This window comes from Alsobacter ponti (genome assembly GCF_024294805.1).
In the GTDB taxonomy this organism is placed as follows: Bacteria; Pseudomonadota; Alphaproteobacteria; order Rhizobiales; family Beijerinckiaceae; genus Alsobacter; species Alsobacter ponti.
This window is the reverse complement of record NZ_JANCLU010000013.1, coordinates 39625-65477: the sequence shown is the minus strand read 5'-3', so window position 1 is coordinate 65477 and position 25853 is coordinate 39625. Positions and strand designations below refer to the sequence as shown.

Below are 25853 nucleotides of genomic sequence, written 5' to 3'. Positions count from 1 at the left end.
GCTCAGCGCTCCGCCAGCCGGGGGTTGAGCACTTCGCGCAGGCGGTCGCCCACGATGTTGATGCTGAACACCAGCGTGAGCAGCAGCAGGCCGGGATAGACGCTGATCCAGTATTGGCCCGACAGCAGCACCTGGAAGCCGTTGGCGATGAGCAGGCCGAGCGAGGGCTGGGTGATCGGCAGGCCGATGCCGAGGAAGGAGAGGGTCGCCTCGGCGGCGATGGCGTTGGCCACCTGCAGCGTGCCGATGACGATCAGCGGCGACAGGCAGTTCGGCAGCAGGTGGCCGAACAGGATGCGCGGGCGCGACAGGCCGAGCATGGTCGCCGCCTCGATATAGTCCTTGTTTTTCTCGACCAGCGCCGCGCCCCGCACGGCGCGCGCGAACATCGCCCACTGCACCAGCACCAGCGCGAAGATGACCTTGCCGACGCCCTGCCCGAGCAGGGCGAGCAGGATGAGCGCCACCAGCAGGGTCGGGAAGCCCAGCATGAGGTCGACCAGCCGCATGACGATGGTGTCGAAGCGCCCGCCCAGGAAGGCGGCGGTCAGGCCGAGCGCCGAGCCGACCATCAGCGCCACCACGCCGGCGAAGACGCCGACGAACAGCGAGGTGCGCAGACCGTAGATCATCGCCGACAGCATGTCGCGGCCCTGCCCGTCCGTGCCGAGCCAGAAGGTCTGGCCGGCCATGCTCTCGGAGCCCGGCGGCAGCTTGGCGTCCATGATGTCGAGGACGTTGAGGTCGTAGGGGTTCTGCGGGGCCAGCGCCGGCCCGACGAGCGCGGTGAGGAGCAGCAGCGCGCAGACGATGGCGGCGACCACCGCCTTGGGGCTGCGCGCCAGCCCCGCGGCGGCGCGCGCCAGCGGGCTGTCGGACTCGGCGGGCGCGACGGCGCGCGGGGCGGCATCGAGCGTCGTCATGCGCCGCGCCCCACCCGGATGCGCGGATCGAGGATCGAGTACAGCACGTCGACGGTGAAGTTCAGCACGATGAACAGGCTGACGACCACGAGCAGGTAGGCGACGACGACCGGCCGGTCGAGCCGCATGATCGAATCGATCAGCAGCTTGCCGATGCCCGGCCACGCGAAGATCGTCTCGGTGACGACGCCGAAGGCGATCAGCGAGCCGATCTCCATGCCGATCACGGTGACGAGCGGGACCATGATCGTCTTGAGCACGTGGACGAGCACGATGCGCCGTTCGGTGAGGCCCTTGGCGCGCGCGAACTTGACGAAGTCGAGCGGCATCGTCTCGCGCACGCCGGTGCGCGTCAGGCGGATCACCAGCGCCAGCTTGAACAGCGCCAGGTTGACGGCCGGCAGGATGAGGTGGCGAAGCCCGTCCCACGTCGCCAGGCTCGTTTCGACGCCGAAAATCGTGCCCGTCGTTCCGCGCCCCGTGGAGGGCAGCCAGCCGAGCCAGACCGAGAAGATCATGATCAGCATCATGCCCTGCCAGAAGTTCGGCAGGCTGAAGCCGAGGATCGAGCCGGTCATGATCGCCTCGTCGGTCGCCGAGCGCGGCTTCAGCCCGGCCAGCAGCCCGAGCGGAATGCCGAGCGCCAGCGCGATGACGATGGCGACGAAGGCCAGCTCCAGCGTCGCGGGCAGGCGGCCGAGGATGAGCGAGATGGAGGGCTGGTTGAAGACGAAGGAGCGGCCGAGGTCGCCGTGCAGCGCGTTGACGACGAAGGTCAGGAACTGCGCCGGCAGCGGACGATCGAGCCCCAGCGACGCCTCCACCTGGGCGCGTTCGGCCGGTGTGGCGTCCGGCGCGATCAGCATCTCGGCCGGGTCGCCGATGGCGTAGACGCCGACGAAGACGATGGCCGCCGTCGCCGCCAGCACGACGAGGCTCTGCAACAGTCTCCGGATGACGAACACCGTCATGGATCGGGGGGCTCCGGCGGCGCGCCCGGGCCGGGCGCCGGAGCGAACAATGCAAGGCGTCGCGCGGGGGCGCAATCGTATGAGGAAACCGCATCGCCCTATGTGGCGGGGGGTTCCGTCAGCCTCGCCTTGAGGATCGCCGCGAACGATTCCGCCGCCCGCGACAGCGGCGCGCCCTTCAGCGTCACGATGCCGTACTCGCCGTGGACACAGGGATCGAACGGGCGCAGCGACACCGGCAGCCGGCCGAACAGCCGCGCGATGAAGGCCGGCACCACCGACACGCCGAGCCCGCGCCCGACCAGCGCGCAGGTCGCCTCGACCGAGTGGACCTCGACGCGGGCGCGCGGCTGCACGCCGGCGCGCCGCAGCAGCCGCTCGAAGGCGTGGCGCGCCGGGCGCTGGCGGCCGAGCAGGATCAGGTCCTGCCCCACGAGGTCGGCCGGGCGCACCACCTCGCGCGCCTCCAGCTTGTGCCCGGCCGGCATGATGCAGGCGGATTCGGAGCGCAGCAGGTGGCGCACCTCGAAGCCCTTGTCGCGCGGCGGCAGGCTGACGAAGCCGAGGTCGGCGACGCGCGTCATCACCATCTGCTCGATGGCGTCGTAGTGGCCGCCGAGCAGTTCCAGCGAGGCGTCGGGCCGCGTCGCCAGGTAGTCGGCGATCACCTCCGGCATCACCGAGCCGATCAGCGAGTGCGGCACCGCGACCTTGAGGAAGCGCTGGCCCACCGTGCCGGCCTTGAGGTCCTCGGTGTAGCGCTTCAGCCGGGACAGGATGGCGGCGAGGTCGCCGACCTCGTCGCGCAGCGCGAAGGCCTCGGGCCGGGGCAGCAGCCGCCCCTTGCTGCGCTCGAACAGCTCGAAGCCGAGGTCGTCCTCGAGCTGGGTGAGCTGGCGGCTCACCGCGGACTGCGACAGCCCCAGCATGCCGGCCGCCGCCGTGGTGGAGCCGCCGCTCATCACGGCGCGGAAGATTTCGATCTGACGAAGTTTCAAGGCGAGCCTGCTCCCGGCGCGGCGGCGGCCGCAACGATTCCGCGCGCCGCCGCGTCTGTCAAAGCCGAACGGCCGGAGCCCCGCGTCATGCCCGAGGCCGAGGGCGAAACGCGGCTCGGGATTTGACTTCGCTCAATGCACGAGGCCAAGCTTACGTCGTTCATTGATCGTTCCATTCATCCCCTTGCGAGGCGGAGCCCCGCGCTCCGCGGAAAGAGCCCTTTCCATGACCGAGTCCCAGGCCGGGAAATCCTCCACCGCCGCCAAGGCGAAGTCCGACAAGTCTGTCTCCACCAAGACCGTCTCCGCCAAGACCGCGCCCGGCAAGCCGCGCGTAGCCAAGCCGGCTGCCGCCAAGTCGGCGGTGGTCCAGGCCAGCGCGGCGTCCGCCGCCTCCCCGGCGAAGCCCGCCGCGGCGGAAGCGGCGGCTTCCGCGCCGCCGGCCGACGCCAACGGCGCCCACCAGATCATGGTCGCCGGGCGCGAACTCAGCGAAAAGCCCGAGCACGGCAAGCAGGGACGCGGCTCCAACGGCATGCGCCACGACGCCGACGCGATCCGCCGCGCCTTCGAGACCGGCGAGTTCCCCTACAAGACGCGCATGACCGAGAAGGCCTATGTGCGCAACGTGCTGCCGCTGCAGGTGGAGCTGCTGAAGCTGCAGAACTGGGTGAAGCAGAGCGGCGAAAAGCTCGTCATCCTGTTCGAAGGCCGCGACGCGGCCGGCAAGGGCGGCACCATCAAGCGCTTCATGGAGCACCTCAACCCGCGCGGCGCGCGGGTCGTCGCGCTGGAAAAGCCGAGCGAGCGCGAGAAGACGCAGTGGTATTTCCAGCGCTACATCGAGCAGCTTCCCGCCGCCGGCGAAATCGTCTTCTTCGACCGCTCCTGGTACAACCGCGCCGGCGTCGAGCGCGTCATGGGCTTCTGCTCGCCGCAGGAATATCTCGAGTTCATGCGCCAGACGCCGGAGCTCGAGCGCATGCTGGTGCGCTCCGGCATCCGCCTGTTCAAGTTCTGGTTCTCGGTGACGCGCGAGGAGCAGCTGCGCCGCTTCCGCTCGCGCGAGACGGACCCGCTCAAGCAATGGAAGCTGTCGCCGATCGACCGCGCCTCGCTCGACAAGTGGGACGACTACACCGAGGCGAAGGAGGCGATGTTCTTCTACACCGACACCGCCGACGCGCCGTGGACGATCATCAAGTCGAACGACAAGAAGCGCGCCCGCCTCAACGCGCTGCAGTTCTTCCTGTCGTCGATGCCCTATCCGGACAAGGATGCGCGCGTGGTGCGCGGCCCCGACCCGCTGATCGTCGGTTCGACGGCGGCGGTGATCGGCCAGAAGACCGGCCTGCTCGACGCGGTGACGCACCCCGACCTGAAGCGCGCCGGCTGAAACGCCGGAACGCGCCCTCCCGCGCCGCGTTGAGCGGCGTCGGAAGGAGGTTCGCGATGCGCTCTCCAGTGTTCGTCGCGGCGGGGCTCGTCAGCCTCGCCGCTCTCGCGACGCCAGTCATGGGCCAGGACGCCGCTCCCGCCGCCACGCGGCCGGGGCAGGCCGGCGGCGCGCCGCCGGCCGACGCCGTCGGCACGGTTCCGGACCGAGCCCCCGTCAACGCGGCGGCGGGAAGCCCGGAAAGCGAGCCCGAAATTCATCCCGAGCACAACATGAACGCCGTGCGGCCCCCGCCGGAGACGGCGGGACAGAAGCCGCCGCCCGCGCAGAAGTGACCGTCACGCCTCGCGCGTCGTCGGACCGGCGGCCGCCGCGATGAACGGCGGAACGGGGCGGATCGGCGGCAGCCGCACCCGCGCCCCGGCCGCCTGCAGCGCCGCCAGCGTGCTGCGCACCGGCTCCAGCCGGCTGTACTGCGACGGCAGCATGGCGACGGTGGCGCGGTCCGGCTCGCCGGTCGCGTAGAGATGAAGCCCGGCGGTTCCGCCGGCAACGGCGTTGACCGTCAGCGCCGGGGCGAGGCAGACGCCGAGGCCCGCCCGCACCATCTCGATGGCGACCTCGTAGCTGCGGCAGCGCGCGATGACGCGGTGATGCGGCAGCACGTGGTTGTACCACTGCTCGACCTTCAGCGTGTGCTGCGTGCCGAAGTTGAACTGGATGCAGTCGTTGAGCGTCGCGCGGTCGGCCGCGTCGAGGTCGACGTCGGGGTCGCGCACGGCGTCGAGCGCCAGCCGTTCCGGCGCGATCAGCACGTAGGGGTCGCGGACGATCGGCGCCTGCATGAAGGACAGGCTGCTCGGCGCCACCGACTCCAGCGCGATGACGCCGATGCTGGCGCGGCGCGAATAGAGCAGGTCCAGCGTTTCGGCCGGCGCCGCCTCCTGCACGTCGACCTCGATACCCGGGTTGGCGGCGCGCAGCTCCGCCAGCGCGGCGGGCAGCACGGTGCGCAGCACGGAGTTGAGGCCGGCGATGCGCACGATGCCCTGAGCGCCGGAGGCGAAGCCGCGTAGCCCCGCCTCGGCCTCGTCGACGGCGGCGAGGATCAGCATGGCGTGGCGCAACAGGAACTGGCCGGCGTCGGTCAGCTCCATGCGGTTGGCCTGGCGGCTGAACAGGCGCGCGCCGGAGATGGTCTCCAGCTTGGCGACCTGCTGCGAGATGGACGGCTGCGCCAGCCCGAGCTGCTTGCTGGCGCGGGTGAGGTTGCGGGTCTGCGCCACCGCGCAAAAGATCTGCAGCTGGTGCAGCGTCATCGACTGGCGGGACGCGCTGTTGGCGGACGCCAGCCGCGGACCGGCCGCGCGGGCCTGATTCATGTCGCTCGTCCTCCCTGCCGCCGTTCGGCGTGGTCCGTTTTGTCTTGCGCGGATCGCGTCCGCGCCTTCATCATGGACACGACGGGAGCGGCGCGACAAGGCCGCGCCGTTCGGGCCGCCGTCGTGCGGCTGGAGGAAACACCTGGAGTTCCGATGGTCTCTCGCGAAGACGCTTTGCGATTGCGCGGCGTCAGCAAGAATTACGGTCCGGTGAAGGCGCTGGCCGGGGTGGACCTCACCGTCCGCAACGGCGAGTTCGTGGTGCTGCTCGGCCCGAACGGCGCCGGCAAGAGCACGCTGTTCCAGATCCTCAGCGGGCTGTTCGTGCCGGATGCCGGCGAGGTGCTCGTCGGCGGCTTCGACATGCGCCGCGACCCCATCTCCGCCTTGAAGCGGCTCGGCATCGTGTTCCAGCAATCGACGCTCGATCTCGAGCTCAGCGTATACGCCAACCTCATGTTCCACGCCCGCCTGCACGGCCTGCCGGGCTCCGTCGCGCGCGAGCGCATCGCCTCCGAGATGGAGCGCTTCGGCATCGCCGGGCTCGCCCGCGAGACGACGCGCAAGCTCAGCGGCGGCAACCGCCGGCGCGTCGAGCTGGCGCGGGCTCTGATCCACAGGCCGTCCTTCCTGCTGATGGACGAGGCGACGGTGGGGCTCGACCCGCCGAGCCGGCGCGACCTGCTGGCGCACGTCGCCCGCCTGCGCGACGAGGGGCAGGTCGGCCTGCTGTGGTCGACCCACCTCGTCGACGAGGCCAGCGAGGCCGACCGCGTCGTGGTGCTGCACCGCGGCCGCGTGCTGTTCGACGGCACGCCGCGCGAGATGACCGCCGCCGCCGGCGAGGCGGAGTTCGGCGACGCCTTCATGGCCATGCTGGCCAGCCCGCCGGAGGCCGGCGCGCGCGAACCGGCGGGGGTCGCGCCATGACCGGGCGTCACGCGCTCGCGGCGCTCGTGGCGATCTCGTGGCGCGAGATCGTCAAGTTCACCCACCAGAAGGGCCGGCTGTTCTCCGCCATCGTGCGGCCGACGCTGTGGCTGATCGTCTTCGCCGCGGGGTTCCAGAACGTCTTCGGCGTGTCGATCATCCCGCCCTACGAGAGCTACATCACCTACCAGGAATACGTGCTGCCCGGGCTCATGGGCATCGTGCTGCTGTTCAACGGCATGCAGTCGTCGCTGTCGATGGTGTACGACCGCGAGATGGGCGTGATGCGTCTGCTGCTCACCGCGCCGCTGCCGCGCTGGTACACGCTGCTGTGCAAGCTCGCGGCGGGCACGCTGCTCTCGGTGGTGCAGGCCTATGCGTTCCTCGTCACGGCGTGGCTGTTCGGCGTCACCATCCCGTGGTCGGGGTGGATCACCATCCTGCCGGCCCTGGTGCTCTCCGGCCTGATGCTGGGGGCGATCGGGCTGGCGCTGTCGGTCCACATCCGCCAGCTCGAGAACTTCGCCGGCACGATGAACTTCGTCATCTTCCCGATGTTCTTCGTGTCCTCGGCGCTCTACCCGCTGTGGAAGCTGGAGGAATCGGGCGCGGTGGCGGTCTGGCGCGCCGCGCAGGTCAACCCGTTCACCCACGCCGTCGAGCTGGTGCGCTTCGCCGCCTACGGCCAGCTCAACGGGATGGCGCTCGCGGTGGTCGCCGGCAGCACGGCGCTGTTCTTCCTGCTCGCCGTGGTGGGCTACGATCCGCAGCGCGGCATGATCGCCCGGACGCGGCAGGCGGCGGCCTGACCGCTTCGCTATTGGAAACGCCAATGACGCCGATAGGCGATTGCGATCGTCGCGCTGTGCGAATTTGGTCGCGCGGCGATGCCGGGACGCGACGGGGATTGTGGTCTTCCGGCGCGGCGAACCCGGGATCGCACGACAGGCGTCAACGACGATGAACAGGGAGGCGAAGACGATGCCCGACGGGGCGACCCGCCAGAGTTCGGCCGCGCGCGCGCTTTTGCCCGCCGGGCTGAAGGCCGCGCCGGTGTGGCTGTGGCGGCTGGTCGTGCTGGCGGCGCTGCTCCTCCTCTGGTGGGCAGTGGCGGTGTTCGTGGGCCGGAATTTCGTCCCGACTCCGCAGGCCACGGCGCTGGCGGCTCTCCGGCTCATCGAGAACGGTACGCTTCCGAACGCGACGGCGCAGAGCCTCGCGGTGTTCTTCACCGGCTACGGCCTCGCCGCCGCCGTCGCCATTCCGCTCGGCCTGCTGATGGGTGGCTTCCGCCCCCTCGGCGCGACGCTCGACGTGTTCGTCAACGCGCTCGCCGCGACGCCGCGCGTCGCCTTCATCCCGCTCATCATCGTCTTCCTCGGGCTCGGCTTCGAGGCCAAGGTCACGATCATCTTCCTCGGCGCGGTGATGCCGATCCTCATCAACACCTATACCGGCGTTCTGAGCAGCGACGGCGAACTGGTCGAGATGGCGCGTTCCACCGGCGCGGGCGACCTCGCCATCTTTCGCAAGATCATGCTACCCGGCTCGCTGCGCTCCATCGTGGCGGGGCTGCGGCTGGGGGCGGGCATCGGCCTCATCAGCACCGTCGTGGCCGAGCTCTACACCTCCGTGCGCGGGCTGGGCGGGCTGCTCGCGACCTACGGCAACACGTTCCAGATGGACAATTACTTCGTGGTGGTCCTCGCCTTCGCGGCGATCGGCGCGTTGGTCACGCAGGGGCTGCGCATGGCCGAGAGCCGCATGGACCGCTGGCAGTACCAGGAGGAGCGGGCGTCCTGAACGTCCGCCCTAAGAAACGACGACAAGGGAGACAACGCCATGACCCTCCGCCTCGCCAAACCCACGCGGCGCATCGCCGCCGGCCTGTTCGCCGCGACGCTGGCGCTCGGTGTCGCCAGCGTTGCGCAGGCGCAGGAAAAGCTGCGGCTGATCGTCACCGAGCTGACCACGCCGCTGGTGCCCAACTCGGTGATGACGCTCGCCAAGTCCGCCGGTTATTACGACAGGGCCGGCGTCGACGTGGAGCTGGTCCGCGTCAGCGCCACGCCGTCGGCCATCGCCGCGCTCAGCGCGGGGCAGGGCGACATGGCGAACGTCGCGGTCGACACCACGCTCCAGCTCATCGCGCGCGGCCAGGTGAAGGGCAAGGCGGTGCTGTCTCCCGACCGCGCCATCCCGTTCATGATCGTCTCGAAGGCCGGTATCGGCTCGGTCAAGGATCTCGCCGGCAAGACGTTCGGCGTCAGCCGCCTGGGCAGCGTCGACCATCTGCTCAGCGTGGCGGTGCTGCGCGCGCTGGGCGCGGACGTGGACAAGATCGAGCTCGTCGCCATCGGCGACCCGGCGGCGCGGGCGCTGGCCGCGCAGGCGGGCCGCGTGGACGCCACGTCATTCTCGATCGGCGTGTGGACGGACCTGCGGCAGAAGGCCGACACCGCCAACCTGAAAGTGCTCGTGCCGCAGGCCGAGTATTTCAAGGCCGCGCCGCTGATCAGCAAGGTCAACCTCGTCACCGACGAGGTCGCGAAGTCCAAGGCCAAGGCGATCGCCGCCTTCACCAAGGCGAACCTGGAGGCCGCGCGCGACTTCCACAAGAACCCGAAGCTGTGGGCCGACGCCATGGCCAAGGAGCGGCCCGACGTGTCGCGCGCCACGCTGGACGAGCTGGCCGTGCTGTTCAAGGATAGCTGGAGCGTCAACGGCGGCATGAACCTGAAGCAGCTCGCCTACACCCAGGCCGAGCTGTACAAGGGGCCCGACTTCCGCGACCTGCGGCCGGTGACGCTGGAGGAGTGGGTCGACACGCGGCCCGTCGACGCGGCGCTGAAGGATGTCGGAATCATGCTCGGACTCGATGACACGGGACGCTGAACCGGTGGCCTACGACGCCCGGCCCGAGGGGCCGCTCGGCGGAGCGCGGGACGTCGCTCCGCCCGCCTTGCGCGTCGCGGGGGTCTCCAAGACCTTCCGCCCGCGCGACGGCCGCGATCCGTTCACGGCGCTCAGCGACGTCTCGCTCGACGTCTCCGACAACACCTTCGTCAGCATCCTGGGGCCGTCCGGCTGCGGCAAGACCACGCTGCTGCGCATGATGAACGGCCTGCTGGCTCCGGATAACGGCGAAGTGCTGCTGGGCGGCAAGCCGCCGCGCCCGGGGCCGGATGTCGGCTTCGTGTTCCAGTCGTTCCGGCTGCTGCCGTGGCGCACCATTCGCGGCAATGTCGAGCTGGGGCTCGAGGAGACCGGCCTGTCCCGCGCCGAGCGGCGCGAGCGCGCCCTGCGCTACCTCGCGCTCGTCGGGCTCTCCCGCTTCGCGGAATCCTACCCGCACGAACTGTCGGGCGGCATGAAGCAGCGCGTCGCGCTGGCCCGCGCGCTCGCGCCCGAACCCAGCGTCCTGCTGATGGACGAGCCCTTCGCCAGCCTCGACGCCCAGACGCGCGAGCTGATGCAGATGGAGCTGCTGCGCCTGTGGGAGCGCAGGCGCGGCGTCGTGGTGTTCGTCACCCATAGCGTCGACGAGGCCATCGTGCTGTCGGACCGCATCGTGCTGATGCGCAGCCATCCCGGCCGCATCGCCGAGGTGCTCGACGTCGACCTGCCCCGTCCGCGCTGGGACACCGACGTGCATACGCGCCGCGAGTTCGTCGAGCTGCGCCACTACCTCTGGGAGCAGATCAAGGCGATGGTGCTCGCCAGCGCCGAACCCGGCCTGTTCGGCAGCGGCGACGCGCCGGGCTGAGGACGCGGCGGCGCTCCGCCCGCGTCTCCTCCGGCCGCACGGCAAAGCGCCGCACGGCAGTCCCGCCGCTCACGACTTGCACTTCGTCTCCGGCTCGTCGACGCCCAGCGTGTCGAGTTCGTTGACGCGGTGCAGGAAGCCGCGCACGGGGGCGCGCTCGATGATGGCGTTGTCGGTCGCCAAAAAGAGCGGCTGGCGCAGCTGCCGGTCCCAGGCGCGGAAGCTCATCGGGTTGCCCTTGACGCCGTCGAGGTTCATCGCGTCGCCGAGCAGATAGGCGCGGGTGGCGGCGTAGTCGGTCGAGCGCGTGCGCACGGCGGCTTGCACCACGGCCTTCACGGCGGCCCAGGCGGCCCAGTCCTGGCTCACAGGCCGCCGGCCCGCCGCCTTCTCGAATCGGCTGGTGAGCTGCGGGCCGCCATTGCGCTCCCACGCCCAGTGCCACGCGGCCGGCGACAGCCCCGCGGAGCCGACGACGGGGCGCGGGCGCTGGGTCTCGTAGGGCACGTAGCGCGCGTACTCGCCGTCGGCGTCGGCGACGTAGACGACGTCGTACTCGGCGCGGCCGGTGAGCAGGGCGACGTTGTTCTGGTCGCGCTGGCGCGGATCGTTGGTGAGCTGGAACGGCCTCACCTCGACCACCTTCGCGCCGAAGCGGGTCGCGGCCCGCTGCAGGGCGGCGATGGCGGCCGCGTCCTCCGGCAGCGAGCCCTGCAATGCGAGGATCGTCGTCCACTTGCGGGCGACCAGATACTGCACTAGGGCGTCGGCCAGCATCGCGTCCGAGGGCATGGTGTGGGCGACGTTGGCGAGGCAGGCGGCGCCGCGCAGGTCGTCGTCCGGCGCGGTGGCGTTGAGGAGCAGCACGGGGGCGTCCGCGACCGCCGCGGCGAGGGCCTTCAGATCGGGCCCGGACAGGTCGGTGACGACATAATGGATGTCCTGCTCCGCCGCCCACGTCTTCACCGTCGCGGCGAGCTCCTGCACGCTGGCGCCGCTCGCCTGCTCCAGCGAGAGCCGCATGCCGAGCACCTTGGCGACGCTCTCCGATTCCTTGACCGCCACCTCCGCCCCGGCGACCGGCCGCCCGAGCGGCCGCAGCGGGATGCGGGCGTAGGCGCGGTCGGAGTCGTAGCGGGCGTCCTGCGCCAGCGCGACATAGCCGACGCGCAGGTCCTTGGGCGGCGGCTTTTGGGCCTGCGCGAGAGCCGGCGCGGCGGCCAGCGCCGCCAGCACGGCGAGCGCCGCGAGCCCGGCGCGGCCGCTAGTCATCGACCTGCACTCCGTAGGGCACGCGGCCCACCGGAATGGCCTTCAGCACCTTGCGGCTGGCGAGGTCGACGATGCTGAGGTCGTCGCTGAGGCCGTTGGCGACGTAGAGACGCTTCTCGTCGCCGCTGAGGCGCACGCCCCAGGGCCGGCTGCCGACCAGCACATAGCCCTCGATCTTGCGCGATGCGATGTCGACGATGGCGATGTGGTTGGCGCGCCCGAGCGTGACGTAGGCCGTCTTGCCGTCGGCCGTGGCGGTGAGGTCCACCGGCGTCACGTCGACCTGCCGGAAGCCCGGCGGCAGGAATTTCAGCACCTGTTTGATCTGGTTGGTGGCGCGGTCGATGATGTGGACCTCTCCGGAGAGTTCGGAGGTCACCCACAGATCCTTTCCGTCCGGCGTCAGGATGAAGCGGCGCGGGCGCGTGCCGACCACGATGTTGTCCGTCACCGCGCCGTCCTCGGCGTTGACGACGTGGACCATGTCGGCCACCTCGGAAGTGACGTAGATCGTCTTGCCGTCCTCGCTGATCGCCACGCCTTCGGGCTCCGCCCCGGTGGGCACCTCGTGGACGACGATCTTCTCCTTGAGGCTGATCGCCTGGAGGCTCGAGTTCTCCTCGTTGGAGACATAGATCGTCGCCTCGTCGGGGCTCAGCCTGAACGCCTCGGGGCTCGGCCCGGTCGGGATCTTGTCGACGACCTTGCGCGACGCGACGTCGATCACGTCGACCACGTCGCTGTCGCCGCAGGCGACGTAGAGCAGCGTGCGGTCCTTGTTGAAGTGCATGTCGCGCGGGCGCTTCGAGGTCTTGATCGCGCCGACGACCTTCATCTCGGCGGGGTCGACGAGGGTGATCTCGTTGCTCTTCTCGTTGCTGACATAGACGAGCCCGGTGCCCTTGGCGTGGCCGGGCGCGGACGCCAGCACGGCGGCGAGCAGCGCCGCCCCGGCGGCCATCCGGCCGAAGCGTCCCCGGCGTCCGGCGGACAACTGCGCGCGCATCATCGCTCCCGTCCCTTCCGTCAGCGGACGACGAACTTGCCGATCATGCCGCGCTCCTGCTGCCCGGCGACGTAGAAGTCGAAATTGCCGGGGCGGATCGGCACGAACCAGACCTCGGTGACGCCGGGATCGTCGAACTCCAGGCCGTACACGCCGCCGAAGGGCTTCACCTCGATGCCGCTGGTGACGATCTGGTCGATCCAGCTGTTGCGGAACAGGTCCGGCGCGCGCAGCTGGAACTCCTCGCCCCCCTTGCTCTCGATTTCCCAGCGATAATACTTGCCGGTGACGAGCTGGTACTCCTTCACCGACATCTTCAGGTCCTGGGTCAGCACCAGGCGCTCCAGCTTGGTGGGCTTGGAGGCGAGGTTGCCCTCGGCGCGCGCGACGCCCGCGCCGGCGAGCCCGAGCCCGGCGGCGAGCAGGGCGCGGCGCGACAGGGTGGGGCGGAACGTCGAGTTCATCAGATCGGTCCTTTCTCGGGAAGGATCGGGGGAGGCATGTCTTCGAACTGGAGATTGCGGCCGTCGTCGGAGAACGGCACCGTGTCCATGCCGTTCGCCTCCTGGCCCTCGCGCGGGGGCGGCCCGGCGACGCGCTGGATGTCGTCCACCGGCACGTCGTTCTCGTCGATCGCCTCGGCCTTGCCGGCGACCTCCTGGCCCTGCTGCAGTTTCTCCTGCGCGCCGGAGACCTTGCGCGACAGCTTGGCGCTCCACGGCAGCTCGAAGGCGCGCGGTCGGTTGAGCGGCAGGTTCTGCTCGTCGAGCGGATCGATCCACAGGAACACGCCGCCCGCGGTGCCGGCGTGCGCGTCGGGCTCCACCACCTTGGTGGCGAGGAGCTGGAAGTGCGGCGGCAGCTTGGCGCGGCTCGGCCAGCCGAGCAGCGACACCGCGCCGACATAGGACAGCGCGAAGAACCCGGTGGTCAGCACCACCGCGCCGGCCTTCACCGGCCACGCCCAGCGCGAGGTGAGGTTGAGGCTCAGCAGCAGCGCGGCGACGAGGACGTAGGCGGCGACGAGAGGGGCGATGGCGATGCTCATGGCGTGGGCTCCCTCAGCGCGGCGCGTTGCCGGCGCTCGGCTTGCGCACGGCCTGGATGAGGGACTTGGGCCTCGTGTTGACGTCGGACACGTTGCCCTCGGCGTCGACGCTGAAGCGCACCGCCGTCACCTCCTGGCCCTTGTGGTCCATGGTGATGGTTCCGTAGTAGACGACCGTGAGCCTGGGGTTCACCTTCTCCACCTTCACCCGCACCGGCAGCGGCTCGGTGGTGTTGGCGATGTAGTGGCTGACGTTGACGATGTATTCGCCGGGAATGATCTTGCGGATCGTCACCGTCTCCTGGTTGAGCGGATTCTGGATCTGCTTGCCGTTGACGGTGATCGTGTCGCGGTAGTTGCCGCGGTCGTCGCGGTCGAGGACGAGAAAGCCGGACTCGCGCGAGTGGTACCAGACAAGGTTGCCGAGCGGATCCTCGACATAGGTGTCGACGTCGTCGGGATTGCTGTCGGGCCACTGCACCGTGACGATGAACTCGGCCTTGACGTCGACGACGCCGGTCTTCGCCTCCGGGTTGATGAGCGCGAAGGCCATGAACACCATCACCGCCAGGCCGAGCAGCGCGTTGAACAGGATGTCCGTGAACGGGACGAACGTCCCGTCGTCGCTGCCGTCGGCGGTGAGCCCGAACTCATCCATGCGACGGCCTCTCCAGCACGGACACGACGTGCACCTCCGTGAGCTCGGTGATGGTGTTGAACAGCTCCGAGATCGAGGAATCGAGGATGTAGTATTCGAGCTTGAGCAGCAGCGCGCAGCCGATGCCGGTGACCGTGACGTTCAGCGCCACCGCCATGCCGCCGCTCATGCCCGACAGCGCCGTGCGCAGCGTCTCGACGTCGAACGATTTCAGCGTGGCGATCGGGATCAGCATGAAGATGAAGCCGACGGCGGTGCCGAGCAGCGCCAGGCGCAGCAGCGCCTCGGCGACGAACCAGCCGAGCTTCTCGCGCCGACGCAGCTGGTCGGCGAGGTTGCGCAGCAGGATCGCCTGGTCGAGCCGCCGACCGCCCTGGGCGCGCGACTTGCCGATCAGGTTGAGGATGTGGCGCGTCAGGATGCTGGGCTCCAGCTCGCGGCCGTCGGCGCTCACCGCCCGCCCGTTGATGACCCTGAACCCCGAATCGCTCTCGACGATCGCCGCGACGCGGCGGGCCGAGGTCAGCTCGCGCGAGATGATCGCGGTTTGCAGCACGCAATGCGCCGTGGTGCCGAAGAAGATCAGCACGATGAGCGAGGAGATGTGGCTGCGGTCGGTGGCGAACAGCGCCTGCACCAGCCCGAAGAAGTAGAGGACCACGATGCCGAAGATGATCAGCCCCAGCAGCACCATCAGGCGGAGCAATGGGAGATAGTCGCGGGCCTGGTCGAAGCCTGTCAGCAGGCCTGCCTGTCGGGACGCGCTCACATGCGCCTCCCGGGCGCGCCGCGCCGCCGGCGGCTGGCCGCCGCGCGCGGGCGCAATGCGGCGTGGATCGGGCTCGTCACCACTCGGCTGTCCTCCCTGCCTGACCGTCGCGCGGGTCGTGGAAACGCCCGGCGATCTGTGTCTTGGCCCTACTGTTTCCGATGTCCCGGCCCTTGTCCAGCGGCCCGAAAGCCTGCCCGGCCTCAATCTTCACAGCGGGGCCGGCTGCTGGAACAGGGCGTTCCGCCTGCGTCGGTACGAAAAATATCAATCCTTCGTGCTTCTCATTTAGAAAAAGCCGTCGGCCCGCCCGATCACCTCAGCCATTCGGGGGATGGATATTTCGGCGAAGCTGGGTTGCGCCTGAATCATGTCTGATTGTCGTTGACTTGGGCGCGGCCTCGATAGCAGATTGAGGCGTCCCAATAAGGGATTGGTGCAAACCAGACGGGGCGCGCAAACGCCTCGTGATCAGGACAGGGAGGGATGAGCCATGGCTTCGAGCCATCGCGGGCTACGCCTCGCATTCGCGACCGCATTACTATCCAGCGTCTTCACAATTCCTGCTTTCGCCGTCGACGATCCGGCGAAGCCAGGCGCCGCCGCGACACCCGCCGCGGCCAGCGGCGCGAGCTCGGAGGTCACGAACGAGCGCCTCCTGAACGCCGACAAGGAGCCGCAGAACTGGCTCATGGTGCACAAGGAGTACAACTCCACCCGTTACTCGCCGCTCGACCAGATCAACAAGGATAACGTCAAGAACCTGAAGGTCGCCTTCACCACCGCCATCGGCGGCGTGCCCGGCGGCGGCAACAACCCGACGGGCGGCCTGCAGGCCACTCCGCTGGTCAATAACGGGTTCATGTACGTCGTCGACGCCTGGGGCTCGGTCTACAAGATCGACGTGCGCGACGGGAAGCGCGGCCGCATCGTGTGGGTCATGGACCCCGGCGTGAACAAGGCCGACGTGTGGATTCCCTCCAACCGCGGCGTCGCGCTCTACAAGAACTTCGTGATCTCCGTCACCGGCCCCGGCAAGGTGATCTGGACCAACGCCGAGACCGGCGAGCAGGTCCGCTCCGTGCAGGTCGACGACCCCAAGAACGGCTACGCGCTTACCGCGCCGCCGCTGGTGATCGGCAACAAGCTCATCGTCGGCGGCTCGGGCGGCGACCAGGGCGCGCGCGACCACGTGACGGCGCTGGACGCCGACACCGGCGCGCAGCTGTGGCGCACCTACTCGGTGCCCGCGCCGGGCGAGCCCGGCTCGGAGACCTGGGGCGGCGACAACAACGCGTGGATGCACGGCGGCGGCGCGTTCTGGGTGACGGGCTCCTACGATCCCGAAACCAAGCTGACGCTGTGGGGCTCCGGCCAGCCGGTGCCGATGTACGATCCGGAATACCGCCCCGGCGACAACCTCTATACCAACTCCACGCTCGCGCTCGACACCGAGACGGGCAAGATGAAGTGGTACTTCCAGTACACGCCGGGCGACTTCCTCGACTTCGACGAGGTGGGCAGCAAGCAGCTCATCAACGCCAAGGTCGACGGACAGGACCGCAAGCTGCTCGGCTATTTCGGCCGTAACGGCTTCTACTACGTCCAGGACCGCACGAACGGGCAGTTCATCAAGGCCAGCCAGTACGTCAAGACGCTGAACTGGACGGACGGCATCGACCCGAAGACAGGCAAGCCCGTCGAGTACGATCCCAACAAGAAGCTGCAGACCTACAAGATCGGCGCTCCGTCCCGCCGTGCGCAGGGCGCGATGACCGCCTGCCCGCACATCCAGGGCGGCGTCAACATGTTCCCGACCTCGTACAGCCCGAAGACGGGGCTGTCCTACGGCTCGGGCATCGAGGGCTGCATCAAGGTCACGGCCGTGGCCGAACGTTCGGGCGGCAAGATCGCCTGGAACGGCGGCCTCACCGAAGACCAGAAGCTGGGCGGCAGCCTCACCGCGATGGACCCGACGACCGGCGAGCGCAAGGCGCAGACGCTGTTCGAGTACCCGGCCTATTCGGGCGTCGTCAGCACCGGCGGCGGGCTCGTCTTCACGGCCACGCTCGACGGCACCATCACGGCGCATGACGACCAGTCGCTGAAGGAGCTGTGGAGCTTCAACGTCGGTTCCGGCATCTCGGCTCCGCCGATGACCTACGCGGTCAACGGCAAGCAGTATGTCGCGATCCTCGTCGGCCACAGCCGCGTGCCGAAGGGCCGTCTGGGCACGCATCCCGAGATGCAGGACCTGCAGACGACCTCGATGCTCTACGTCTTCTCGCTCTGAGCGGAAGGCGGGCCGCACGCCCCGGACATCCGGGGCGTGCGGTCGCTCGTTCACCTCATCGCTCGGCCGCGACGGCGGCGGCTTTCCTCTCCCGGGAGTTCACGTTGCTTCATCCTCAGCGCGCATCCGCGGTTTCGGCGGCGATCTCGGCCGCCGCCGCCCTTCTCGCCGTCATGCTGTCCGGATCGGCCGCGCTGGCCCAGGACGTCTCGGTCGGCAAGCAGATCTACTCGTCCAAGGCGGGCTGCCCGTTCTGCCACGGCTGGGCCGGAGACGGCCATGGCGACCCGCGCTCGGAAGGCGGCGCGCCGACCCTGCGCACCTCCCAGCTCACCCGTGACCAGGTGGCGGAGGTCATCCAGTGCGGCCGCCCCGGCACCGGAATGCCCTATCACGACCGCTTCGCCTACACGGACAAGCGTTGCTACGGCATGAATTCCGAAGACGTCGGCTCGCTCAAGCCGAGGCGCGGCGACCAGACTCTGCAGAAGGACGAGATCCAGGCGGTCGCCGACTACGTCTCGGCCAAGATCATCGGCCATCCCGCCGTCACCAAGGAAGAGTGCATCGAATATTTCGGCAGCGAGATCGGCGAGTGCAAGCTCATCGAACAGCGCAAGGGCTGATGCCCCTCCGCGCCGCGCGCGTCGCCGTCGCGATCGTCGCGGCGGCGCTCGCCGTTTCGGGCGCCGCGACGGCGCAGGTGCGCCCGGACCGTCGCGACGTGTGGGACCTGAAGATCGGCAAGCCCGCCGCCGAGCAGCCCACCGACTTCATCGAGTACGCGTGCGGCACCAATGGCGGGCCGCCCTCGATCCGGCTCTCCGGCTTCGCCGATTTCGGCAAGTGCAGGCCCGACCGCAACGGGCTGCGCGAGGTCTATTTCCGCTACGACGACGAGCTCGAATACTGGGCCCGGGCGTGGGACATGGAAGTCGAGATCCGGCGCTTCCGCGGAACCCAGGTGTTCGATTTCCCGGTCGTCACCTCGGGGCTGTTCGACGCCGACGGCAACCTTCAAGGCGTGCGGGTCGTCACCGATCCGCGCAACGAAATCCGCGACCGCAAGGATTTCTGGACCCTGGCGAACTTTCTCCGGCACAATTTCGGAGCGACGGACTGGTCGTGCGTCGACTTGCCGCCCGCCGAGGGCGAAACGCCGGTCGGCAGCAATTTCGTCAAGCGCCGCTGCACCAAGCTGTACGAGAAGCTGAAGCTGCGGCTCGACAACAACTTCTACCGGCGGCCCGGCGAGGTGTCGGTGAACCCCCACACCGGCGAGCCGGTGGCCAACGCCTTCGAAAGCTCGACACGGTTCGAATACTATGCCGCCGATTTCCCGCTCGCGTCGGAGTGACGGCCCGCGCGATGCAACGGGCCGGGGCGCGCCGCGCCCGCTACGGCGCCTCGGTTCCGTCCGGAAGGATCGCGCCGCTCAGCTTCAATCCTTCCCGCTTCGTGTCGGTGATCTTGGCGCGCTCCAGCCGCGAGCCGCGAAAGTCCGCGCCGTTCATCACCGCGGCGGTGAGGTCGCTGGCCATGAAGTCGACCTGAATGGCGCTCGCGCCGGTGAAGTCGGCCTCGCCCATCTTGCACTGCACGAAGGCCGAGCCGTCGACCTTCGCCCCGGTCAGGTCGGCGCGCTGGAAATCGCTCTTGGTGAAGTTGACCGCCAGGATGGTGGCGTCGCGGAAGCGCGCGTCGGCGGCGCGCACCTCCACGGCGTTGGCGTTCTCGAGCCGGGCGCGGTCGGCGACGGCGCGCACGAGACGGGCGCGCCCCATGCGCGCGCCGACGAGCGTGGCGTCCGAAAGGTCGGCCGCGCTGAGGTCGGCCTCGAACAAGAGTGCGCTGGTCAGGTCGGCCTTTTTCATCGACGCGCGGCGCAAATCGGCGAGGTTCATGTTCGCTCCGGCGAGCTGCGCGCCGTCCAGATTCGCGCCGGCGAGGTTGGCGCGGTGAAGCACCGAATCGCTGAGGTCGGCCCCGCGCAGGTCGGCGCCGGCGAGGTCGCGCCGCTTCAGCTTCGCGCCCTTCAGGTCGCAGCCCGGACAGTCCTTCACGGTCCCCGCGAGAAACGCCGCGCGGTCGCCCGTCTGGGCGTGCGCGGGCGCGGCCAGAGCCGCCGCGAGCGCGAATCCGAATGCGGCGTTGAGAAGCGTCGTCCTGGTGATTGCCATTCCGTCGACCCCTGAGGAGCTGCTATGCGTGCCACCCTGTTCGCGGCCCTGTTCGCGGTCTTCGCCGCTCCAGCCGCAAGTCTCGCCGCCGATTATACAGGCGTGGCCAAGGCCGTCGACGCCGACGTGATCGAAATCGGCGGAAAACGCATCATGTTGTTCGGCATGGAGTCAGTCGAGCGAAAGCAAAACTGCACGATCGACGGCAAGCCGTGGGAATGCTGGCCGGCCGCCGTGCGGCAGCTCGAAACGCTGGTGTCGCAGGGCGAGACGACGTGCCGGCCGATGCGCCCGCCGGATCGCTACGGCCGCGAGCTGGCGCTGTGCGAGATCAACGGCAAGAGCCTCAACGAGGCGATGGTCGCCTCCGGCTTCGCCGTGGCGCGCACCGACGAGACCAACGACTTCGTCGCCGCCGAACAGCGCGCGCGCGAGCAGAAGCTAGGCCTGTGGCAGGGCAAGTTCCTGAAGCCCTGGGACTTCCGCCTCGCCGCCGGCATCCTCGTCGACCGGCCCTGACCCGCGTCATTCGGAATTGCAATCGGTCCCATAGCTTGCGGCGGTCGCCGCGCCGCCGAAACATTCGCCTCAGAAAAGATACGGGGAGGCGACATGTCCGCGGTGCAGCTTCGCGACCGGCTGCTCGACCGGTCCGCGTGGAAGGGGCCCGGACCCGAGGCGTGGGTCGGCGACCTCTCGCCCATCGCGCCTGCGGACTGGAGCTACGATCGCGCCGCGCATTTGCTGGAGCGGGCGGGCTTCGGCGGCACGCCCGAGGACGTCGCCCGCCTGGCGCGGATGACGCCGCGCGAGGCGGTCGACTCGCTCGTCGACTACGAAGCCGTTCCCGACGACCTGCCGCCCTTCGTCCATTCGGGACTGTGGGATCCGAGCCTGCGCGACTTCCCGCCCAGCCGCCCGGCCGCGACGCGCCGCGCCGAGACGACGGGCGAGGCGATGGGCGTGAAGGTGAAGCCCGCCGGGCCGCGCCGCCTGCAGCCGGTCGTCGACCGCTTCTTCTACTGGCTGCGCGCCACCGCGCTCGAAACCCGCCGGGTCGGCGCCTGGTGGGCCAACCGCATGGTGGCCACGCGGCGCCCGCTCGAAGAGAAGATGACGCTGTTCTGGCACGGCCACTTCGCCACCGGCGAGTCGAAGATCCGCGACTACCGCAAGATGCTGCAGCAGCTGGAACTGCTGCGCCGCGAGGCGACCGGGAATTTCGGCGTGCTGCTGGAGGGCGTCGCCAAGGACCCCGCCATGCTCGTCTACCTCGACGCCGGGCAGAACGTGAAGGGCGCGCCCAACGAGAACTTCGCCCGCGAGGTTATGGAGCTCTTCACCATGGGGGTGGGGCACTACAGCGAGCACGACATCCGCGAGGCGGCGCGCGCCTTCACGGGCTGGATCGACGACGACCTCGCGTTCCGCGTCGACGCGCCGCGCCATGACGACGGGCCCAAGACGTTCCTCGGCCGCACCGGGCCGTTCGATGGCGTCGACATCCTGCGCATCATCCTCGAGCAGAAGGCGACCGCCGACACCATCGCCACCAAGATCTACCGGTTCTTCGCCGCCGAGGAACTGGAGGAGGGGCTGTCGGGCCGCCTCGGGGCGCTGCTGCGCGACTCCGGCTACGAGGTGAAGCCGCTGCTGCGCACGCTGTTCCTGTCGCGCGATTTCTACGGCCCGCGCGCCTTCGGCACGCACATCAAGAGCCCGGTCGAGCTGGTGGTCACCTGCTATCGCCAGCTCGGGCTCGCCTCGCTGCCGGGCGTTCCCGATTTCCACGCGACCTGCGAGGAACTGGGCCAGATTTTGCTGAACCCGCCCACGGTGGCCGGCTGGCCGCAGGGGAGGGGCTGGATGACGCCCGGCGTGCTGCTGTCGCGCGGCAATTTCGCGCGCGACGTGCTTTTCCCGAACCTGATCGAGTTCGTCGATCCGAACTACGACCCGGGCGACCAGATCCGCCAGGTCAACGTGAAGATCCGCGCCGGCCTCGACATCGGCGCGGCCACCATCGAGCAGGCCGAGGGCGAAGGCGGGATGAAGGCCGCCGACGCCGTCGCCGCGGCGGAGGACTTCAACACGCGCTACGCCAGCCTCGTGGGCTGGCAGGAAGCGGTCGCGCGCGTCATCCCGACGCCGCGCGATCCGCCGCGACTCGACCTCGTCGCGATGGTACGGGGGGCGGGCGCGGCGACCGCGCTGGACGCGGTGGACGCGCTGCTCGCGCGCTTCCTGCACAGGCCCATCGACGCGCGCGCCCGCGAGGCGCTGGCCGCCTACCTGACGGAGCAGATCGGGGGCGACGACCTCGCCCGCGCCGAAACCTATCTCGAGCAGCCGCTGCGCCGCGTCGCGCATCTCGTGATGAGCATTCCCGAATACCAGCTCTCGTGACGACGGAGCCGCCAGTGAACAGGTCCGGACGTTCCTCCCAATCCATCGCGCGCCGCCTCCTCCTGCAGGCGGGCTTCGGCACCGTGCTGCTCGGAAGCGCGGGCGGCTACACGCTGGCGCCGTTCTTCGCCTCGGCGGCGGCGGCGCAGCCGCGCCGGCACGACCGCATCCTCGTCGTCGTCGAATTGTCCGGCGGCAATGACGGCCTCAACACGGTCGTCCCCTACGGCGACGACGCCTATTACCGCGCCCGCCCGCGCATCGGCATCAAGCCGGACCGGCTGCGGCGCATCGACGAGCATTTCGGGTTCCAGCAGACCATGTCCGGCTTCGAGCGGCTGTACCGGGACGGCAAGCTGGCGATCGTCCACGGCGCCGGCTACGACCAGCCGTCGTTCTCGCATTTCTCGTCGATGGCGTACTGGCACACGGCGGCCCCCAACAGCGGCGCCACCTATGGCTGGCTCGGCAACCTCGCCGACCAGCTCGATCCTGGCGGCGCGGCGAACTTCCTCGTCAACATCGACACCAACCAGTCGCTGGCGGTGCGCTCGCGCCTGCACGTGCCCCTGGTGTTCGACGACCCCAACCTGTTCCGCCGCTCCGCCTTCGCGGACCAGGCGCAGACGCTCGCCGCCATCATGGCGCGCGGGGACGGGCGCTCGCCGGCCGAGCAGTTCATGTTCGACGTGTCGCGCAGCGCCGTCGATTCCGAGGCGCTCGTCCGCGACGCCTGGCGCAACTACAAGACGCCGGTGGACTACGGCCTCGTGCGCTTCGGCCTCGACCGCGTCGCCGCGCTGATCGCCGCCGACATGCCGACGCGCATCTACTACGTCGCCTACCGCAACAACGCGTTCGACACGCATGTCTACCAGTCGGACGTCCACTCCCGGCTGTGGACCTATACCTCCGACCACATCGCCGCCTTCATCCAGGACGTCGAGCGGCTGGGCCGGGGCGACGACGTGGTGGTGCTCGCCTTCAGCGAGTTCGGCCGGCGCGTGCAGGAGAACACCAGCCAGGGCACCGACCACGGCACGGCCGGCCCGGCCTTCGTGCTGGGCAAGCCGGTGCGCGGCGGGCAGTACGGGCTGCCGCCGAGCCTCACGGCGCTCGACGACGGCAACCTCGTGCACACCACGGATTTCCGGCGCATCTACGCGTCGCTGATGCGCGACTGGATGGGCTTCGACGATGTGCCGAAAGTGCTCGGGGGCGAGTTCGACTCGCTGGGCTTCGTGCGCCCGGCGTAGCGCCGGGCCGCGTTAATCCGGATAGTACTTGCAGGTGGCCGCGCCCGCGCCGTGGTAGGCCTCGCACTCGCCCTTGGTGACGGTGCCCTTGCCCTTGATGGCGACGGCGACATAGGCGGCGACATCGTCGAGGTCGGCCGGCTGCAGGGAGTTGCCCTGCGGCGGCTTCAGCTTGCCCACCGCCTCGCGGTTCATGCCGTAGCAGCGCTCGTCGGTATAGGCGAGCCGGTCGTGCGAGGGCATGGTGGTCGAGGGGCGGCCGCACTGTGCGACCTCGCGGATCTGCGCCTGGTCGAGCGACGTCTGGCGCAGCGAGGGGGCCGGCGGCACCGGCTCGGTTTCGCGGCCGTGGCCCGCCCAGCCGTGGCAGTTGGCGCAGTCCGATTTCTTCCAGACGGCGAGGCCGCGCGTCACCTGCTCGGGCGAGGGCGCCTCGGCCCGCGCGGCGGCGCATCCCAGAACGACGAGGCCAAGCAGGCCGGCGACATGGAGAAACATCCGCGCCGCTCGCGCGGGCGCGGCCTGAAGCGTTGGCGACATCCATCCTCCCCGGGCTCCCGCAAGGGAGCGCCTTGATTGTTTTCGTTTTCACGCGCGCGACAACGCGGTGCTGGAACGGAGCATATCGGGAATTTTCCCTCTCGCGAACGACATTTTTGCTGGGCAATGAGCGCCAGTCATGCAGAATAGGGGGCCCGTTGTTCTTGCGGACAGACCCGACACGCGCGTAACGTCTTCGGGCTGAAAGAAAAAAATCAATAACGAGTCAAACAGGAGGAAACGATGCGCACTTCCCGGCCCAGCGGCTTGCTGGCGCATGTCTCGATTGCCGTGCTTCTCGCCACCGCCGTTCCCGCTCTCGCCCAGACGGCCCCGGCCGCCGGCGGCGGCGTCACGTTCGAGCGCCTGCTCAACCCCGACAAGGAGCCGCAAAACTGGCTCACCTACAACCGGTCCTATGACGGCCAGCGCTTCTCGCCGCTCGACCAGATCAACAAGGACACGGTCAAGAACCTGAAGCTCGCCTACTCGGTGTCGCTGGCTCCGCCGCTCGGCGTCGCCGGCACCTACAAGTACGCCGGACTCACCGGCACCCCGATCGTCGTCGACGGGCGCATGTACGTCACCGACGGCTTCAGCCGCGTCTACAAGCTCGACGTCCGCAGCGGCAAGCGCGCGGCCATCGAGTGGATCATGGATCCGCAGTACCAGACGTCGAGCATCCGCAGCGAGCCGCCGAACAACAAGGGCGTCGCGATCCTCGGCAACACGGTGTTCTCGGTCGTGCTCGACGGCCGCCTCGTCGCCACCAATGCCGAGACGGGCGAGGTGCTGTGGGAGAAGAAGGTCATCATGGACCCGCGCGAGGAGGCGACCGCCGCCCCGCTCGTCGTGAAGGACCTCGTCATCATCACCTCGGCCAACGGCGACCGCGGCTCGCGCGGCTGGATCCAGGCGCGGCGCGTCAAGGACGGCGAACTGGCGTGGATCCGCTACACGATCCCGGCGCCGGGCGAGCCGGGCAGCGAGTCCTGGCAGGACCCCAAGAAGGAAGCGTGGAAGGACGGCGGCGGCGCGCCGTGGAACACGGCCACCTACGACGCCTCCACCGACACGCTGTATATCGGCACGGGCCAGCCCTTCCCCGACTACGACCCGGACGCGCGGCCCGGCGACAACCTCTACACCAACAGCCTGCTCGCCCTCGATACGGCGACCGGCAATATCAAGTGGCACTTCCAGTACACGCCCAACGAGTCGTGGGACTATGACGAGCAGGGCGCGCATGTCCTGGTCGACAGCGAGGTGGGCGGTGAGAAGCGTCGTCTGGTCACCCATTTCGGCCGCAACGGCATGTATTACGGGCTCGACCGCACGAACGGCTCGTTCGTCAACGGCGGCAAGTACGTCAACAAGGTGACGTGGACGAAGGGCCTCGATCCGAAGACCGGCAAGCCGGTGGAATACGATCCCACCAAGGCCGTGCAGAGCTACGTGCCGACCATCCGCCCCGGCGGTTCGGGCGGCAAGGTCGAGGAGGCCTGCCCGTCGCTGCAGGGCGGCACCAACTACTTCCCGGTTTCCTACAACCCGCAGACCAAGAAGCTCTACGCCGTCTCGCACGAGACCTGCGCGCTGTTCCCTGAAAAGGGCTCGGGCGGACGCCTCGGCGAGCAGGCGCGCGGCAGCGTGGTGATGCTCGACCCGGCGACCGGCACGGTGACGAAGAAGCGCGAGACGCCCTTCGTGCAGTATGGCGGCGCGCTGGCGACGGCGGGCGGGCTCGTCTTCTCGAACCAGATGGACGGCACGTTCGAGGCGATGGACGCCACCTCGCTGGAGCCGCTGTGGAGCATCAATCTCGGCGCGCAGATCAACGCTCCTCCGATGACCTTCTCGGTCAACGGCAAGCAGTACGTGGCGCTGCTGGTGGGCGGCGGCCCGGTCGGCGAGCTGCTGGGCTATCTCGCCAAGGGCGGCGACCCCGATGTGGCGAAGAACATGCAGCCGACCGCCGTGCTCTACGTGTTCAGCCTGTGACGCGGACGCCGCCGGGGAGGTTCGCGCCTCCCCGGCGGGCCGCCGCGTCCTGACCCGG

General features: G+C 69.4%; 26 protein-coding genes. 14 read left to right on the top strand and 12 right to left on the bottom strand.

The window, feature by feature from the left end; all coding sequences use genetic code 11:
- Positions 1 to 2 precede the first annotated feature (2 nt).
- The 3 genes from NK718_RS14005 to NK718_RS13995 form a co-directional block, all read right to left on the bottom strand.
- Entirely contained in the window at positions 3 to 923 is a 921-nt protein-coding gene (locus tag NK718_RS14005; protein ID WP_254743439.1) for an ABC transporter permease, read from the bottom strand.
- Positions 920 to 1894, bottom strand: coding sequence for an ABC transporter permease (locus NK718_RS14000; protein WP_254743437.1), 975 nt, complete (start codon positions 1892 to 1894; stop codon positions 920 to 922). Before NK718_RS14000 ends, NK718_RS14005 begins: the two co-directional genes overlap by 4 nt.
- A 98-nt stretch (positions 1895 to 1992) precedes the next feature.
- The gene (locus NK718_RS13995) at positions 1993 to 2892 is read right to left on the bottom strand and encodes a LysR family transcriptional regulator (protein ID WP_254743435.1); all 900 of its coding nucleotides are present in this window, start codon (positions 2890 to 2892) and stop codon (positions 1993 to 1995) included.
- A gap of 226 nt (positions 2893 to 3118) precedes the next feature.
- Here NK718_RS13995 and ppk2 point away from each other — a divergent pair, with 226 nt between their 5' ends.
- Positions 3119 to 4288 carry a polyphosphate kinase 2 gene (gene ppk2, locus NK718_RS13990; protein ID WP_254743433.1) on the top strand — a complete coding sequence of 390 codons (1170 nt, stop codon included), beginning with the start codon at positions 3119 to 3121 and terminating at the stop codon, positions 4286 to 4288.
- Positions 4289 to 4344: 56 nt separating this feature from the next.
- Positions 4345 to 4623 (top strand): hypothetical protein, encoded by a 279-nt coding sequence (locus tag NK718_RS13985; RefSeq protein ID WP_254743431.1) that lies wholly within the window; start codon positions 4345 to 4347, stop codon positions 4621 to 4623.
- Between the two features lie 3 nt (positions 4624 to 4626).
- Here NK718_RS13985 and NK718_RS13980 read toward each other — a convergent pair whose 3' ends face one another.
- Entirely contained in the window at positions 4627 to 5670 is a 1044-nt protein-coding gene (locus NK718_RS13980) for a LysR family transcriptional regulator (RefSeq protein ID WP_254743429.1), read from the bottom strand.
- A 153-nt stretch (positions 5671 to 5823) separates the two neighbouring features.
- Between NK718_RS13980 and NK718_RS13975 the strand changes: the two genes are divergently transcribed.
- From NK718_RS13975 to NK718_RS13955, 5 genes are all read left to right on the top strand, one after another.
- A complete protein-coding gene (locus NK718_RS13975) occupies positions 5824 to 6600 on the top strand; it encodes a lanthanide ABC transporter ATP-binding protein PedB/LutE (protein ID WP_254743427.1) in 777 nt (258 codons plus the stop codon).
- Positions 6597 to 7409, top strand: a complete 813-nt coding sequence (locus NK718_RS13970; RefSeq protein WP_254743425.1) for a lanthanide ABC transporter permease protein PedC — start codon at positions 6597 to 6599, stop codon at positions 7407 to 7409. Before NK718_RS13975 ends, NK718_RS13970 begins: the two co-directional genes overlap by 4 nt.
- Before the next feature lie 151 nt (positions 7410 to 7560).
- Positions 7561 to 8403 carry an ABC transporter permease gene (locus NK718_RS13965; RefSeq protein ID WP_254743423.1) on the top strand — a complete coding sequence of 281 codons (843 nt, stop codon included), beginning with the start codon at positions 7561 to 7563 and terminating at the stop codon, positions 8401 to 8403.
- Between the two features lie 39 nt (positions 8404 to 8442).
- Positions 8443 to 9495 (top strand): ABC transporter substrate-binding protein, encoded by a 1053-nt coding sequence (locus tag NK718_RS13960; protein WP_254743421.1) that lies wholly within the window; start codon positions 8443 to 8445, stop codon positions 9493 to 9495.
- Positions 9496 to 9499: 4 nt separating this feature from the next.
- Positions 9500 to 10366: an ABC transporter ATP-binding protein gene (locus NK718_RS13955; RefSeq protein WP_254743419.1), complete on the top strand. Its 867-nt coding sequence runs from the start codon at positions 9500 to 9502 to the stop codon at positions 10364 to 10366.
- 69 nt (positions 10367 to 10435) lie between these two features.
- Here the strand turns inward: NK718_RS13955 and NK718_RS13950 are convergent, their stop codons facing one another.
- From NK718_RS13950 to NK718_RS13925, 6 genes are read right to left on the bottom strand one after another with little or no spacing between them, the layout of a single operon-like run.
- Positions 10436 to 11638 (bottom strand): lanthanide ABC transporter ABC transporter substrate-binding protein PedA1, encoded by a 1203-nt coding sequence (locus NK718_RS13950; protein WP_254743417.1) that lies wholly within the window; start codon positions 11636 to 11638, stop codon positions 10436 to 10438.
- Complete coding sequence (locus NK718_RS13945) at positions 11631 to 12644, bottom strand: PQQ-dependent catabolism-associated beta-propeller protein (RefSeq protein WP_254743415.1); 1014 nt, start codon at positions 12642 to 12644, stop codon at positions 11631 to 11633. The genes NK718_RS13950 and NK718_RS13945 overlap by 8 nt, the downstream gene beginning before the upstream one ends.
- Before the next feature lie 20 nt (positions 12645 to 12664).
- Positions 12665 to 13108: a cupredoxin domain-containing protein gene (locus NK718_RS13940; RefSeq protein WP_254743413.1), complete on the bottom strand. Its 444-nt coding sequence runs from the start codon at positions 13106 to 13108 to the stop codon at positions 12665 to 12667.
- Positions 13108 to 13692 (bottom strand): hypothetical protein, encoded by a 585-nt coding sequence (locus NK718_RS13935; RefSeq protein ID WP_254743411.1) that lies wholly within the window; start codon positions 13690 to 13692, stop codon positions 13108 to 13110. Before NK718_RS13935 ends, NK718_RS13940 begins: the two co-directional genes overlap by 1 nt.
- A 13-nt stretch (positions 13693 to 13705) precedes the next feature.
- Positions 13706 to 14350, bottom strand: a complete 645-nt coding sequence (locus tag NK718_RS13930) for a hypothetical protein (protein WP_254743410.1) — start codon at positions 14348 to 14350, stop codon at positions 13706 to 13708.
- Positions 14343 to 15119, bottom strand: a complete 777-nt coding sequence (locus NK718_RS13925; protein WP_254743409.1) for a MotA/TolQ/ExbB proton channel family protein — start codon at positions 15117 to 15119, stop codon at positions 14343 to 14345. The genes NK718_RS13930 and NK718_RS13925 overlap by 8 nt, the downstream gene beginning before the upstream one ends.
- A 493-nt stretch (positions 15120 to 15612) precedes the next feature.
- Here NK718_RS13925 and NK718_RS13920 point away from each other — a divergent pair, with 493 nt between their 5' ends.
- The 3 genes from NK718_RS13920 to NK718_RS13910 all read left to right on the top strand — a co-directional run bounded on the left by NK718_RS13920 (position 15613) and on the right by NK718_RS13910 (position 18769).
- A complete protein-coding gene (locus NK718_RS13920; protein ID WP_254743408.1) occupies positions 15613 to 17412 on the top strand; it encodes a pyrroloquinoline quinone-dependent dehydrogenase in 1800 nt (599 codons plus the stop codon).
- 104 nt (positions 17413 to 17516) lie between these two features.
- On the top strand, positions 17517 to 18038 hold the full coding sequence (locus NK718_RS13915) for a c-type cytochrome (protein WP_254743407.1): 522 nt from the start codon (positions 17517 to 17519) through the stop codon (positions 18036 to 18038).
- Entirely contained in the window at positions 18038 to 18769 is a 732-nt protein-coding gene (locus NK718_RS13910) for a hypothetical protein (protein WP_254743406.1), read from the top strand. The genes NK718_RS13915 and NK718_RS13910 overlap by 1 nt, the downstream gene beginning before the upstream one ends.
- Positions 18770 to 18809: 40 nt before the next feature.
- Here the strand turns inward: NK718_RS13910 and NK718_RS13905 are convergent, their stop codons facing one another.
- Entirely contained in the window at positions 18810 to 19592 is a 783-nt protein-coding gene (locus NK718_RS13905) for a pentapeptide repeat-containing protein (protein ID WP_254743404.1), read from the bottom strand.
- A gap of 24 nt (positions 19593 to 19616) precedes the next feature.
- Here NK718_RS13905 and NK718_RS13900 point away from each other — a divergent pair, with 24 nt between their 5' ends.
- From NK718_RS13900 to NK718_RS13890, 3 genes are all read left to right on the top strand, one after another.
- Positions 19617 to 20111 carry a thermonuclease family protein gene (locus NK718_RS13900; protein WP_254743401.1) on the top strand — a complete coding sequence of 165 codons (495 nt, stop codon included), beginning with the start codon at positions 19617 to 19619 and terminating at the stop codon, positions 20109 to 20111.
- 93 nt (positions 20112 to 20204) lie between these two features.
- A complete protein-coding gene (locus tag NK718_RS13895) occupies positions 20205 to 21998 on the top strand; it encodes a DUF1800 domain-containing protein (protein ID WP_254743399.1) in 1794 nt (597 codons plus the stop codon).
- A gap of 14 nt (positions 21999 to 22012) precedes the next feature.
- Positions 22013 to 23254: a DUF1501 domain-containing protein gene (locus NK718_RS13890; RefSeq protein ID WP_254743397.1), complete on the top strand. Its 1242-nt coding sequence runs from the start codon at positions 22013 to 22015 to the stop codon at positions 23252 to 23254.
- Positions 23255 to 23266: 12 nt separating this feature from the next.
- Here NK718_RS13890 and NK718_RS13885 read toward each other — a convergent pair whose 3' ends face one another.
- A complete protein-coding gene (locus NK718_RS13885; RefSeq protein WP_254743395.1) occupies positions 23267 to 23752 on the bottom strand; it encodes a c-type cytochrome in 486 nt (161 codons plus the stop codon).
- A 285-nt stretch (positions 23753 to 24037) separates the two neighbouring features.
- On the opposite strand from NK718_RS13885, the gene NK718_RS13880 reads away from it, so the two are divergent.
- Complete coding sequence (locus NK718_RS13880; RefSeq protein WP_254743392.1) at positions 24038 to 25795, top strand: outer membrane protein assembly factor BamB family protein; 1758 nt, start codon at positions 24038 to 24040, stop codon at positions 25793 to 25795.
- Positions 25796 to 25853: the final 58 nt, after the last annotated feature.